This is a genomic window from Streptomyces sp. H27-D2 (assembly GCF_035828615.1).
Classification (GTDB): Bacteria; Actinomycetota; Actinomycetes; order Streptomycetales; family Streptomycetaceae; genus Streptomyces.
This window is the reverse complement of the sequence record NZ_JAYMZR010000027.1, coordinates 1-13,705: the sequence shown is the minus strand read 5'-3', so window position 1 is coordinate 13,705 and position 13,705 is coordinate 1. Positions and strand designations below refer to the sequence as shown.

Sequence of the window (13,705 nt, the reverse complement as noted above, 5' to 3'; positions counted from 1 at the left end):
CTCGCGTGTGGCGGTACGGCGGGAGCGCCCCCGGACGAACTCCTGGGGAAAAACGGCGCGAATGCGGCCCAAGGGTCGATGGTCGCACCCGAACGCCGAATAGCACAGCGACGGGTGCCGGGATGGCGCCGCCGCTGTGCTGTCAGCGCTGTCAGCGCTGTCGGGGTGAGAGCGGTGCGGCGGTCAGCCCGCTACTCGTACGGCGAGCGCGTCGCCGATCTCTTCCGTGCTCCGGACGCCCTCGCGGGCGCCGAGGTCCTCGGCGACGGCGGTCTCGATGCGGGCCGCCTCCGTCTCGAAGCCGAGGTGGCGCAACAGCAGGGCCACCGAGAGGACGGTCGCGGTCGGGTCGGCCTTGCCCTGCCCGGCGATGTCCGGCGCGGAGCCGTGCACCGGCTCGAACATCGAGGGGAAGGTGCCGGCCGGGTTGATGTTGCCGGAGGCGGCCAGGCCGATGCCGCCGGTGATGGCCGCGGCCAGGTCGGTGAGGATGTCGCCGAAGAGGTTGTCGGTGACGATCACGTCGAAGCGCTCGGGCTGCGTGACGAAGAAGATCGTCGCCGCGTCCACATGCAGATAGTCGGTGCTGACCTCGGGGTATTCCTGGCCTACCCGGTCGAAGATGTTCTTCCAGAGGTGGCCGGCGTAGACGAGGACGTTGTTCTTGTGGACCAGCGTCAGCTTCTTGCGCGGGCGGTCCCTCGCGCGCTCGTACGCGTCACGGACCACGCGCTCGACGCCATAGGCGGTGTTGATGCTGACCTCGGTGGCGACCTCGGCCGGGGTTCCGGTGCGCAGGCTGCCGCCGTTGCCGACGTACGGACCCTCGGTGCCCTCGCGGACGACGACGAAGTCGATGTCCGGGCGGCCCGCGAGCGGGGTCGCGGTGTTCGGGAACAGCTTGCTGGGACGCAGGTTCACGTAGTGGTCGAAGGCGAAGCGCAGCTTGAGCAGCAGCCCGCGCTCCAGCACTCCGGACGGCACGGAGGGGTCGCCGATCGCGCCGAGCAGGATCGCGTCGTGGTTCTTGAGCGACTCCAGCTCAGCGTCCGGCAGGGTCTCCCCCGTCTCGTGCCAGCGCTTGGCGCCCAGGTCGTACTGCTGGGTCTCCAACTTGACGTCCTGGGGAAGCACGGCGGAGAGGACCTTGAGGCCCTGGGCCACCACTTCCCGGCCGATTCCGTCACCGGGGATCACTGCGAGGCGAATGCTACGAGACATGGCAGGACCGTACTCCCCGTCCCATGGAATGACACTAGAGGTCCACTATGCGGACCGTGTGTCAGCCTGTCAGCCGCAGTTCACCCGGAAGGGGACGCAAAGCCGGACGGCGGTGGGAACTTTGGCTGCATGACCGCATCCTCCCGGGGGTCCGCCCCCGAACCCGCGACCCCACGGACCGGGATTCCCGAGCGGCTGTCGAGCCGGATGAGCATGGCCGAGCAGCACGCGTATCTGCGGACGAAGCTGACGCGGCGGCGCGCGCTGCGCGGCGGCGCGGCCACCGCCGGGGTGATCGCGGGCAGCGGCCTGCTCGGCGGCTCCGCAGCGGCCGGACAGCTCTCCCCCGCACTGCCGACCCGCGCCGCCCCGGTCCGCGTCGACGGCTCGCTCGTCGCGCCGTTCGGCCGCCACCTGGCCTTCGGCGCCGACCCGAAGACCCAGATGCGGGTGTCCTGGCAGGTGCCGCTGGCGGTCCGCCGGCCCTTCATCCGGATCGGCGTCGAACCGTGGGAGCTGAGCCGCCGGATCGAGGCCGAGGCGCGCGACCTGCACACCCCCGCGCTCACCGACGCGCTGCCCGCCGTCGACCAGCTCTATCTGCACGCCGCCCTGGACGGCCTGCGGCCCGGCACCACCTACTACTACGGCGTCGGCCACGACGGCTACGACCCGGCCGAGCCGCGCCGTTTCGCCGGCCTCGGCACCTTCCGTACGGCCCCCGCGTCGAGCGAGAAGTTCGTCTTCACAGCCTTCGGCGACCAGGGCGTCAGCTATGACGCGCTCGCCAACGACCAACTGATCCTCGGCCAGAACCCGTCCTTCCACCTGCACGCGGGCGACATCTGCTACGCCGACTCGGCCGGCCAGGGCAAGGAGTCCGACGTCTATGACGCCCGCGTCTGGGACCAGTTCCTGGCGCAGACCGAGTCGGTGGCCAAGAGCGTGCCGTGGATGGTGACGACCGGCAATCACGACATGGAGGCCTGGTACTCCCCGGACGGCTACGGCGGCCAGTCCGCCCGCTGGTCACTGCCGGACAACGGGCCCGACGCCGGGCGCGCGCCGGGGATCTACTCCTTCGTCTACGCGAACACCGCCGTCGTCGCGCTGGACGCCAACGACGTCTCGTACGAGATCCCGGCCAACCGGGGTCATACGGACGGCCGGCAGACGAAGTGGCTGGACCGCCGGCTGGCCGCGCTCCGCGCGAGCCCCGGCGTGGACTTCATCGTGGTGTTCTTCCACCACTGCGCCTTCTCGACCACCAGCGCGCACGCCTCGGAGGGCGGGGTCCGCGAGGAGTGGGTGCCGCTCTTCGAGAAGCACGGCGTCGATCTGGTCGTCAACGGCCACAACCACGTCTACGAGCGCACCGACGCGATCCGCGGCGGCGAGGTCGCCAAGCCGCTGCCGATCGGCGCGAGCGTCGACTCCCGTGAGGGCATCGTCTACGTCACCGCGGGCGGCGCGGGCAAGGCGCTGTACGAGTTCCCGGCGCCGGACAGCTACGAAGGCCATGTCAAGGACATCGAGCGGATCGACAGCTACCACTGGACGAAGGGAGCGCACCGGCAGCGGGACGAGGTCGAGTGGTCGCGGGTGCGCTACACCGGCTTCTCGTTCATCGCGGTCGAGGTCGAACCCGGCCGGAACCCGAAGCTGAAGGTGACCGCGCTCGCCGAGAACGGCGAGCGCGTCGACCACTTCGAGGTGACCCGGCCGGGCCGCGGCTGAGCCCTCACCGCGGCCGTCGGCGGACCGCGGCCCGTGTCAGTGGCCGGTGGCGCCGCCGTTGTCGCGGCGGTCGAGCGCGCGCTGCAGAGCGGCGGCGGCGTTCTTGCGGTCCTCATCGCTCCTGCGAGCGGTGGTGTGGCGGGTCCTGCGAGCGGTTTCGGCCATGGTGCACGTCTCCAATGCCAGAGCCCCGAGAGGAAATGGATTTCGCGGAAAGGGCGGGGGCTTTCAGTGCGGCAGGGGTCACCTGCGAGCGGGCACCAGGCCTCATCCGCCAATCGCTGGATACAGCGAGACGTTCAGCTTCTACAAAAGTAGGGCAGCCCAGCCGTGATGTCTGCACAAATACTTGGGCTTCCTACTATCTGAGACGGCCGCTCCACCGCGACCCGCTATGAGCGCGCCCCGCCGACGGCTCCGCGAGGCCTCCCGGACGCCTCCTCACCGGCCGCCACAGGGCCGCTGACCAGCGCGGACAGTGCTCCGGGCACGCCGAAAGCCCGGTCCCTGAAGAGGGCGCCGGGCCTTCGGGTGTGCTACGCCACAGGCCGGACGAACGGCCTTGCGGGGATCAGCCCATGTGGGGGTAGCGGTAGTCGGTCGCCGGGATCATCGTCTCCTTGATGGAGCGCGTCGAGGTCCAGCGCATCAGGTTCTGCTTGGCGCCGGCCTTGTCGTTGGTCCCGGAGGCGCGACCGCCGCCGAAGGGCTGCTGGCCGACGACCGCGCCGGTCGGCTTGTCGTTGATGTAGAAGTTGCCCGCCGCGAAGCGCAGCACGTCGCAGGTGTGGGCGGCTGCCGCACGGTCCTGGGCGATGACGGCGCCGGTCAGGCCGTACTGCGAGGCCGACTCCATCTGGTGCAGCATCTCGTCGTACTTCTCGTCGTCGTAGACGTGCACGCCGAGGATCGGACCGAAGTACTCGTCCTTGAAGATCTCGTTCTCCGGGTCGGTGGAGACCAGGACGGTCGGACGGACGAAGTAGCCCGTGGAGTCGTCGTAGCTGCCGCCCGCGACGATCTCGATCGTCGGGTCGTTCTTCGCCCGGTCGATCGCCGCCTTGTTCTTGGCGAACGAGCGCTCGTCGATGACCGCGCTCATGAAGTTCGACAGGTCGCTGACGTCACCCATGGCGAGCCCGTCGACCTCGGCCGCGAGCTCCTCCTTGAAGCCGTTCTCCCAGATGGAGCGCGGCAGGTAGGTGCGCGAGAGCGCCGAGCACTTCTGGCCCTGGAACTCGAAGGCGCCGCGGGTCATCGCGGTCTTGAGGACCGCGGGGTCCGCCGACGGGTGGGCGACGATGAAGTCCTTGCCGCCGGTCTCGCCGACCAGCCGCGGGTACGTCTTGTAGTTCTCGATGTTGGCGCCGACCGTCTTCCACAGGTGCTGGAAGGTCTTGGTGGAGCCGGTGAAGTGGATGCCCGCGAGGTCCGGGTGGGTCAGCGCGACCTCGGAGACCGCGATGCCGTCGCCGGTGACGAGGTTGATGACGCCCTTGGGCAGCCCCGCCTCTTCCAGCAGTTGCATCAGCAGCACAGCGGCGTGCGTCTGGGTCGGGGACGGCTTCCAGACGACCGTGTTGCCCATGAGCGCCGGGGCGGTCGGCAGGTTGCCCGCGATCGCGGTGAAGTTGAACGGCGTGATCGCGTAGACGAAGCCTTCGAGCGGCCGGTGGTCGCTGCGGTTCCACACCCCGGGCGCGTTCGCCATCGGCTGCTCGGCCAGGATCTGCCGGGCGAAGTGGACGTTGAAGCGCCAGAAGTCGACGAGCTCACAGGGAGTGTCGATCTCGGCCTGCTGGACGGTCTTGGACTGACCGAGCATCGTCGAGGCGGCGAGCGTCTCGCGCCACGGGCCGGACAGCAGGTCCGCGGCCTTGAGGATGATCGCGGCGCGGTCGTCGAACGACAGCGCGCGCCACGCCGGGGCGGCGGCCAGGGCCGCGTCGACCGCGTCCTGCCCGTCCTTGGCGGTGGCGTTGCCGTAGGTGCCGATCTTCGCGGCGTGGTTGTGCGGCTGTACGACGTCGAAACGCTCGCCGCCGCCCATCCGCTTCTCGCCGCCGATGGTCATCGGCAGCTCGATCGGGTTGCCGGCCAGCTCCTTGAGCTTGGTCTCCAGCCGCGCACGCTCCGGGGTGCCGGGGGCGTAGGTGTGGACCGGCTCGTTGACCGGCGCGGGGACCTGGGTCACAGCGTCCATGATGGCCGTTCTCCTTCGATCGAGGTTCACGTTCGAGAGTTGCGGGTGCTCGGGTGCTCGGGTGCTGACGAAGTCTTGAATTCTTGCGGGTCTTGCAGGTCTTGAGGTCGCGGGCTCAGCCGCGAGTGGCGAGCGCGCGGAGGAAGAAGGCCAGGTTGGCCGGCCGCTCCGCGAGCCGCCGCATGAAGTATCCGTACCAATCGGTGCCGTACGGGATGTACACGCGCATCCGGTGACCTTCCGCCACCAGCCGCGCCTGCTCGGCCGCGCGGATGCCGTAGAGCATCTGGAACTCGAACTCGTCGGCCTTGCGGCCGTAACGCCGCGCCAGCTCCTGCGCGATCGCGACCATCCGCGGGTCGTGCGAGCCGACCATCGGGTAGCCGTCGCCGGCCATCAGGATCTTCAGGCAGCGCACATACGACTTGTCGACCTCGCGCTTGTCCTGGAAGGCGACGTCGGCGGGCTCCTTGTAGGCGCCCTTGACCAGCCGGACCCGGGAGCCTTCCACGGCGAGCGCGCGGCAGTCGTCCTCGGTGCGGAAGAGGTACGACTGGACGACCGCGCCGGTCTGCGGGAAGCGCTTCCGCAGCTCGGCCAGGATGGCGAGGGTGGAGTCCGCGGTGGTGTGGTCCTCCATGTCGAGGGTCACCGTGGTGCCGGCCTCGGCGGCGGCCTCGACCACCGGGATGACGTTCGCCAGCGCGAGATCGTGACCGCCCGCCAGCGCCTGCCCGAAGGCCGACAGCTTGACGGACATCTCGGCGCGCACGCCCAGCCCGGCCCCGGCGAGCGCCGCGGCCAGATCGAGGTAAGCGTCGCGGTTGCGCAGCGCCTCGGTGCGCTCGGTGATGTCCTCGCCCAGATGGTCGAGAGTCACTTCCAGGCCGCGCGCGTTGAGGTCACGCACAGCGGTCATGGAGTCATCGAGCCGTTCGCCGGCCACGAAGCGGTCCACCATCGGGCGGGTGACCGGCGCGGCCGAGACGATACGGCGGATGCTGTCGCTGCGCGCAGCGGCGAGGAGCACAGGGCCCAGCACGGGTACCTCCGGAACGACAGGGTGTTATCACCCTGAAACCTAAGGATCGCTCCGATGTCGGGCCATCGACACCTGTCACGCATCCGTGTCCCGGATCTCAGACATATGTATGAGAATGAAGTGACGGGCAGTGCGGACCGGGCCGCGCGGCGGCGCGAGCGGCCGAATCGTCGGAAGCGACACAGCGCGACACAGCACGGCCCGGCGGACATAACCAGACAGAGCGGACATAAGGGGGCGCTGCGGCGGATGCAAGAGGAGTACCAGCAGTTGGTCGATGAAGTCTCGGCGGCTCTTGGCGCCCCGGCGACCCTGGAGAACCGCGACTTCGGGCTGATCGCCTTCGGCGCGCACGACAGCGACGACGACCTCGCCATGGACCCGGTCCGCACCCGGTCGATCCTGCGCCGCCGGTCCACCGCCGCGGTACGCGAATGGTTTGAGAGCTTCGGCATCACCAGGGCGCAGCAGCCCGTCCGCATCCCGCCCGACCCGGCGGCCGGCGTTCTCAAGGGCCGCGTCTGCCTGCCCGTACGGCACCGCGGGGTGGTCTACGGCTACATCTGGCTGCTGGACGACGGCGTCGTGGAGCTGACCGACCCCCGGCTCGCCGCCGCCATGGAGACGGCCGGCCGGATCGGCGCGCTGCTCGCCGCCGAGGTGCGCTCCGGGGCCGAACTCGGCGGCCTGCTGCGGGCCTTGCTGTCCGGCCCAGCGGCGGGCCGCGACACCGCGGAGGCGGAGTTGCGGGCGGCGCTGCGCGGGGCGGCGGACGGCCCGTTCCTGCTGATCGCCGTCGCCCCCTGGGATCGCACCGGCGGGGACGCCTCGCTGCCGGCGCTGCCCGGCGTCGCGGCCATGAGCGATATGCGGGGCGCGGGGCTGGCCGCGCTGGTCCGGCTGCGTACTCCGCACGCCCTCGAACCGGCCCGCCTCACCGCGGCCCGGCTGCTCGAATCGCCGCGCGCGATCGGCGCGGCGGCGGGCGCCGGCCCGCCCCGGCACAAGCTCGGCGAACTCCCCGCCGCCTGGCACGAGGCGTCGGCCGCGGCCCGCGCCGCGGTCGCCGAGCCCCGGTTGGGCCCGGTCGCCGAGTGGTCCGGGATCGGCCCGTACCGCCTGCTGACCGAACTCCCCCCGGGCAGCGCGGCGGGCGCCTGCGCCGACCCGGCGGTCCGCCCGCTGCTGGACCACGCCCACCGCGAACTCGCCCGCACCGCCGAAGTGTTCCTCGACTCCGCGGGCCAGGCCGGCCGCACGGCCGCCGCCCTCGGCATCCACCGGCAGACCCTCTACTACCGCCTGTCCCGGGTGGAACAGCTCACCGGCCTCGACCTGGACGACGGCGAGGACCGACTGCTGCTGCACATGGGGCTGAAGGCGGCGCGGCTCTGAGGGGTGGGCCGCCCCCGACGACTGCGGACAGTAGCTAGCGCTTACCTCCGGGAAGCGACCTTTCCGGCCGGGCGAGCGTCGATTTTCGGCCCCTCGCCCGGCGGCCGGTGGAAGCGTGCGTTCCATGAGCGCACCGCATATGCCCAGGACCGCCCGATGATTCCCGAGGAATTCCGATCCCCGGCCGATCCGGATTCTTTCATTCCGCGTGGCTGAATCGGACCCGTGCGTGCGGGACATCGAGTTGGGCGGGCGGTCCATCGAGCGCGGACAGACCGTGACCATGCTTCTGGGCGGCGCGAACAGGGATCCACGCGTCTTCCCGGACGCGGACCGGATCGACTTCTCCAGGGACCACACGTCACTGCTGACGTTCGGCCGCGGCGTCCACGCCTGCTCGGGCCGGAACGCGGCCCTCGCGCTGCACACCCGCACGTTCGGAGCCTGCTTCGTCGCTCTGCCGCCGAACGGCCTCGCCCAGACCTGGGAGGAGGACCTCGCGGCGCTGCGGGCGACCCCGCTGCCCGTGGCACGCGGCGAGGTAGCGCGCTGCCTCGCCGCGCGGCCGGTCAACGACCCGCGCGTGCTGGCGGTGCTGCACGACGACAAGGTCGTCGGGCGGATCGCCGACACCCTGGATCACGCCTGGCACGGTCTGCCGGCCCGCGACTGGCTCCAGTTGCGGGCGATCTGCGAGCGCGACGTCGTACACCGCACCGGACAACTCGGCACCTCGGGCTGGGCGGCTGCCCTCGACGGCCTGCACCCCCGGCTGCGCTGGCGCGACGGTGGAATCGACATCCTGAACTCCTCCGCGAACAGCACCGTCACGCTCGCGGGCGAGGGGCTGCTGCTCGTCCCCTCCGTCTTCGTCTGGCCCGGCGTCGCCACCCACACGGACGCCCCCTGGCCGAAGACCGTCATCTATCCGGCCCGCGGCACGGCCGCCCTCCGGGCGAGCCCCGCCCCCGTGGAACCCGCCGCGCTGGCGAACCTGCTCGGCCGCTCCCGGTCCCGCCTCCTCGCGGCGCTCGACCGGCCGGCCAGCACCACCCAACTCGCCCAGAGCCTACGGCTGGCCCCCGGCGCCGTCGGCGACCACCTGACCATCCTCCGCGAGGCCGGCCTCCTGCACCGCGCCCGGTCCGGCCGGTCGGTGCTCTACTACCGCACCCCTCTCGGCGACGCGCTGGCGGCGGGCACGGACGTCACGGGCGGCTGAGCGGGTCCGTACTCGGCTCACTCGCCGAACGAGCCCGGCCCACAACTCGTGCCGGCGATGTCGATCACCACGTCCGCGCCGGCCGGCCTCGCAGACAGACGCTGCCGCCCGGCGGGGTGTGGCGGACCGCCATCCGCGCCGCCCGCCTCACCCCGGCAGAGGCCCTCGCCGCCCCCTGACCGTGGATGCGGCGGCCTTGCCCACCGCACCCGCCCCCGGCCGCATGCCGGTCCACCGGTTCGTCCGCCGCCCGCCCGACGAAGGGTCCGCGACCGCTCACCTCACCGCGGACCCTTCGCCGGCTGCCCCACGTCTCACCTCTCGCGGGCGGCCGGACCGGCGGGCGTCATGCGCCGGTCGTCGAGCACCGGGCGCCGGACTCCGTCACGGCTCCCGGCACGATTCCGCTCGTCGGGCTCCGGGCGTTGGACTCCGGCTTCGGACTCCACGCGTCGGGCTCCGGACGTCAGACCGTCAGACCGTCAGGTGCATCAGGTAGACGTATTTGCCGCCCGCGCCCATGTTCAGGTCCATGTCGTAGCGCTGCCACGGCTTCTGCGGCTGCATGCCCGCGTCGCTGGAGATCAGGACGTCGAGGGCCTCGACCGGAACGCCCGCGTCCCGGTCGTGCGTGTAGGCCGCGTAGATGTACTTGCCGCCGGCGCCCTTGTTGAGGTCGACGTCGATCCGGTGGTACCCGGGCGGCACCTCCTGGCTCGGGTCGAGGGTGAACATGATGTTGGTGATGGGCGCGTAGACGCCGTTCAGCTCGTACGCGAAGTACAGGTAGGCGCCTCCGGCCCCGGCGTTCAGATCCTTGTTGATCTTTATCCAGCCCTCGGGCGCCGGCTGGGAACCCTCCAGAACCATGAGTCCCGTAACGGCCATTTACACCACAACCTTCCGCTTGGTCCCAGTAGATGCATCCCCAAGCTAGGCGGGCTCCCCGGGTGCGCACAGCGGTCCGATCCGGTCACCGGCCGCAACCCGCCATCGCGCGCAGCGACGGCATATGACCTGGCACCCGACGGACGGCGGCGGCCCGCGGCGGCGAGCGGGAAAGGCCGTGACCACGGGGGCGGGCTGGCCGAATCGCTACCTTGGGCGTCTTTCACAGCGCACATTCACCGGCTTATGGCGCGAAACAGGCAATAGATCCATGTCGCCGTCAACAAGGCGATATCACCGACATGCACAACGCCGGACCCGTCGCGCCGTGCGATCCCCATGATCCATACGGACGTATTAAACGAACGTTCTATACAAGCGTCATGTACGTCTGTATATTCCCTGCCATGACGCACTCCACCGCACGTGCCGGGCGCAAGGAATGGACCGCTTTCGTCGTCCTCCTGCTGCCCCTCCTCCTGGTCTCGATGGACGTCTCCGTCCTCTACTTCGCGATTCCGGCCATCAGCCAGGAGCTGGAGCCGACCAGCACTCAGCAACTTTGGATCTTCGACGTCTACGCCTTCGCCCTCGCCGGGCTGCTGATCACGATGGGCTCGCTCGGCGATCGGATCGGCCGCCGCAAGCTGCTGCTGGCCGGAGCGAGTGCCTTCGGCCTCGCGTCGGTCGCCGCCGCGTACGCCACCAGCGCCGAAATGCTCATCGCGGCGCGGGTGCTGCTCGGCATCGGCGGGGCGACGCTGATGCCTTCGACGATGGGGCTGGTGCGCAATCTGTTCCACGACGCGAAGCAGCGGAGCAGCGCGATCGGGATCTGGTCGGGCGCCATGGCCGGCGGGATCGCGCTCGGCTCGGTGATGAGCGGTGTGATGCTCAACCACTTCTGGTGGGGCTCGGTCTTCCTCATCAACGTCCCGGCGATGCTGCTGCTGCTCGTCCTGGTGCCGCTGCTGGTACCGGAGTTCAAGGACCCGAAGCCCGGGACATTCGACCTGCTGAGCGTGCCGCTGTCGATGGGCGCGGTGCTGCCGGTGGTCTACGGGCTCAAGAAGCTCGCCTCGGACGGCTTCAGCGTCCCGATGATCCTGGCGATCGCGGCAGGCCTGGCCGTCGGCGCTCTCTTCGTGCACCGCCAGCGGACCACCGCGCACCCGATGATCGACCCGGCGCTGTTCCGCAGCCGCGGCTTCGGGGCGGGCATCGGGCTCAACAGCCTGGCCACCTTCGCCATGATGGGCTCCGCCTACTTCACCGCGCAGTATCTCCAGTCGGTGCTCGGCAAGGGCGCGCTGGAGGCGGCCCTGTGGAGCCTCGCGCCGTCCGTCGCGGTGGGCGTCGCCGCCCCGACGGCGGCCGTGATCGCCGGCAGGGTGAACCGGGCCTACGTCATCAGCGGCGGATTCCTCATCGCGGCGCTCGGCTACGGGGTGCTGGCACTGGCCGGCACGGATGCGCTGTGGACCGTGCTGATCGGGGCCAGCGTGCTGGCCGGCGGCATCGTCACCGTGATGGCCCTGGTCACCGACATGGCGCTGGCCGTCGCCCCGCCGGAGCGGGCGGGTTCCGCCGCCTCCCTGCTGGAGACCGGCCAGGAGTTCGGCGGCGCGCTGGGCATGGCGGTCCTCGGCAGCATCGGGACCGTCGTGTACCGCGACGACGTCACCGACTCGATGCCGAGCGGGCTCTCCCCGAGCGCACTCGACGCGATCCACGAAACCCTGGGCAGCGCCACGGTAGTGGCCGACCAGCTGCCGGGCCGCACCGGCGACGCGGTCCTCACCGCGGCCCGCGAAGCCTTCACCCATGGCATGAACCTCGCCGCCCTCGCCGGACTCGTCATCCTGATCGGAGCCGCCGCCGTCGCCATGGTGGCCTTGCGGAAGGTAGGGGCGGCGGCCCCGGCTCCGGATGCGACGGCGGACGCGGGCACGCTCAGCCGCGTCTGAGGACGCTCGCCGGACCCGCGAGGACGACGGTGGTCAGCACCCGGCCGACGCAGGTCGGCACGGGCCGGCGCCGGCCGGCACCACGAGCAGTAACCGACGGCCGGCAGAGGCCCCAACCCCCGCACCCCCGCACACACCTGGGCCCGGCCCCCGCAGAAGCAAGGACCGGGCCCAGGCGCACAGCAACAGGCGCACAGCAACACGAACAGGTCAGTCGGTGAGATTGACCGTACGGGCCGAGGTCGCGCCGATCTCCTCGGTGATCTCCGCGAGGACCGCCACCGGGATGTTGTCGTCCACGGTCAGCGCCACCAGCGCCTCGCCGCCGACGGCCGCGCGGGACACCTGCATGCCCGCGATGTTGATGCCGGCCTCGCCGAGGATCCGGCCGACCGTGCCGACGACGCCGGGGCGGTCGCCGTAGCGGAGGAAGCACATGTGGTCGGCGAGAGCCAGGTCCACATCGTGCTCGCCGACCGCGACGATCTTCTGCTGGTGCTTCGGACCGGCCAGCGTGCCGGAGATCGACACCTCTTCGCCGTCCGAGAGGGTCCCGCGGACGATCACCACGTTGCGGTGGTCGGGGGATTCCGAGCTGGTGGTGAGGCGGACCTCGACACCGCGCTCCTGCGCGAACAGCGGAGCGTTGACGTAGCTCACCGTCTCGTCGACGACGTCCTCGAAGACGCCCTTGAGCGCGGAGAGTTCGAGCACCTTGACGTCGTGCTGGGTGATCTCGCCGTACACCTCGACGTCGAGCCGCACCGCGACCTCGCCCGCGAGCGCGGTGAAGATCCGGCCGAGCTTCTCGGCGAGCGGCAGACCGGGACGCACGTCCTCGGCGATCACGCCGCCCTGGACGTTGACCGCGTCCGGGACCAGTTCGCCGGCCAGTGCGAGCCGCACCGACTTGGCGACCGAGACACCGGCCTTCTCCTGGGCCTCACCGGTCGAAGCGCCCAGGTGCGGGGTGGCGACGACCTGGTCGAACGCGAAGAGCGGCGAGTCGGTGCAGGGCTCGGACGAATAGACGTCCAGGCCCGCGCCGGCGACCCGGCCCTCCTTGAGGGCGCTGGCCAGCGCCTGTTCGTCGACGATCCCGCCGCGGGCGGCGTTGACGATCCGCACCTCGGGCTTGACCTTGTGCAGCGCCTCGTCACCGATCAGACCGAGAGTCTCCGGCGTCTTGGGGAGGTGCACGGTGATGAAGTCCGAGACCGCGAGCAGCTCGTCGAGAGTCAGCAGCTTGACACCCATCTGGGCGGCCCGCGCGGGCTGCACATAGGGGTCGTACGCGACGATCTTCATGCCGAAGGCGGACATCCGCTGGGCGACCAGCACGCCGATCCGGCCGAGGCCGACGACGCCGAGCGTCTTCTCGCTCAGCTCGACGCCGGTGTACTTGCTCCGCTTCCACTCGCCCTGCCTGAGGGCCGCGCTGGCCTGCGGGATGTTGCGCGCGGTGGCGACCAGCAGGCCGCAGGCGAGCTCCGCGGCGGTGACGACGTTGGAGGTGGGGGCGTTGACGACCATCACGCCGGCCTTGGTGGCGGCGGAGACGTCGACGTTGTCCAGGCCCACCCCGGCGCGGGCGATGACCTTCAGCTTCTTCGCCGCGGCGATGGCCTCGGCGTCGACCTTGGTGGCGCTGCGCACCAGGATCGCGTCGGCGTCGGCGATGGCGGGCAGCAGTTCGGCGCGGTCGGCGCCGTTGCAGTGCCGGATCTCGAAGTCGGGTCCCAGCGCGTCGACTGTCGCGGGCGACAGTTCTTCCGCGATGAGTACGACAGGCTTCCGGGCGGGTGCAGTGCTCACGTGGTCCTCACTAGTCCTTTGCGGACGACCGTCCCGACGGCCGAAGGCGGTGGAGGGGGCAGCCGCGTGGAAGACGCACGACGCTGTGAGCCTGACGCGCTTGGTGCGACGCAGTCTATCGGCGCTTCCGGCGGCGGCATGCGCCGTTCTGGACGGATCACCCGCACGGGTTGGTCCGATGGGATATTGCGCCGGGCTCGCGCCGGGCGCAATAT

Annotated in this window: 10 protein-coding genes; 4 read left to right on the top strand and 6 right to left on the bottom strand. The window is 70.8% G+C overall.

Annotated features, from left to right (window positions below; translation table 11 throughout):
• Nucleotides 1-183 precede the first annotated feature (183 nt).
• A complete protein-coding gene (locus tag QMK28_RS13215) occupies nt 184-1,221 on the bottom strand; it encodes a 3-isopropylmalate dehydrogenase (protein WP_326437374.1) in 1,038 nt (345 codons plus the stop codon).
• A 129-nt stretch (nt 1,222-1,350) separates the two neighbouring features.
• On the opposite strand from QMK28_RS13215, the gene QMK28_RS13210 reads away from it, so the two are divergent.
• Nucleotides 1,351-2,958, top strand: coding sequence for a purple acid phosphatase family protein (locus tag QMK28_RS13210; protein ID WP_326437372.1), 1,608 nt, complete (start codon nt 1,351-1,353; stop codon nt 2,956-2,958).
• Between the two features lie 36 nt (nt 2,959-2,994).
• On the opposite strand, the gene QMK28_RS13205 is transcribed toward QMK28_RS13210, so the two are convergent.
• The 3 genes from QMK28_RS13205 to QMK28_RS13195 all read right to left on the bottom strand — a co-directional run bounded on the left by QMK28_RS13205 (nt 2,995) and on the right by QMK28_RS13195 (nt 6,203).
• Nucleotides 2,995-3,123: a hypothetical protein gene (locus QMK28_RS13205; protein ID WP_326437370.1), complete on the bottom strand. Its 129-nt coding sequence runs from the start codon at nt 3,121-3,123 to the stop codon at nt 2,995-2,997.
• Between the two features lie 406 nt (nt 3,124-3,529).
• Nucleotides 3,530-5,161 carry an L-glutamate gamma-semialdehyde dehydrogenase gene (gene pruA / locus QMK28_RS13200; protein WP_326437368.1) on the bottom strand — a complete coding sequence of 544 codons (1,632 nt, stop codon included), beginning with the start codon at nt 5,159-5,161 and terminating at the stop codon, nt 3,530-3,532.
• Between the two features lie 115 nt (nt 5,162-5,276).
• Nucleotides 5,277-6,203 carry a proline dehydrogenase family protein gene (locus QMK28_RS13195; RefSeq protein WP_326437366.1) on the bottom strand — a complete coding sequence of 309 codons (927 nt, stop codon included), beginning with the start codon at nt 6,201-6,203 and terminating at the stop codon, nt 5,277-5,279.
• A gap of 249 nt (nt 6,204-6,452) precedes the next feature.
• On the opposite strand from QMK28_RS13195, the gene QMK28_RS13190 reads away from it, so the two are divergent.
• Both QMK28_RS13190 and QMK28_RS13185 read left to right on the top strand, forming a co-directional pair.
• Nucleotides 6,453-7,598, top strand: a complete 1,146-nt coding sequence (locus QMK28_RS13190; protein WP_326437364.1) for a PucR family transcriptional regulator — start codon at nt 6,453-6,455, stop codon at nt 7,596-7,598.
• Between the two features lie 208 nt (nt 7,599-7,806).
• Entirely contained in the window at nt 7,807-8,820 is a 1,014-nt protein-coding gene (locus QMK28_RS13185) for a DUF5937 family protein (RefSeq protein WP_326437362.1), read from the top strand.
• Between the two features lie 474 nt (nt 8,821-9,294).
• Here the strand turns inward: QMK28_RS13185 and QMK28_RS13180 are convergent, their stop codons facing one another.
• Nucleotides 9,295-9,708, bottom strand: a complete 414-nt coding sequence (locus QMK28_RS13180) for a hypothetical protein (protein WP_326437361.1) — start codon at nt 9,706-9,708, stop codon at nt 9,295-9,297.
• 407 nt (nt 9,709-10,115) lie between these two features.
• Between QMK28_RS13180 and QMK28_RS13175 the strand changes: the two genes are divergently transcribed.
• Nucleotides 10,116-11,675, top strand: coding sequence for an MFS transporter (locus QMK28_RS13175; protein ID WP_326437359.1), 1,560 nt, complete (start codon nt 10,116-10,118; stop codon nt 11,673-11,675).
• A gap of 210 nt (nt 11,676-11,885) precedes the next feature.
• Here QMK28_RS13175 and serA read toward each other — a convergent pair whose 3' ends face one another.
• Nucleotides 11,886-13,490: a phosphoglycerate dehydrogenase gene (gene serA, locus QMK28_RS13170; protein ID WP_326437357.1), complete on the bottom strand. Its 1,605-nt coding sequence runs from the start codon at nt 13,488-13,490 to the stop codon at nt 11,886-11,888.
• Nucleotides 13,491-13,705: the final 215 nt, after the last annotated feature.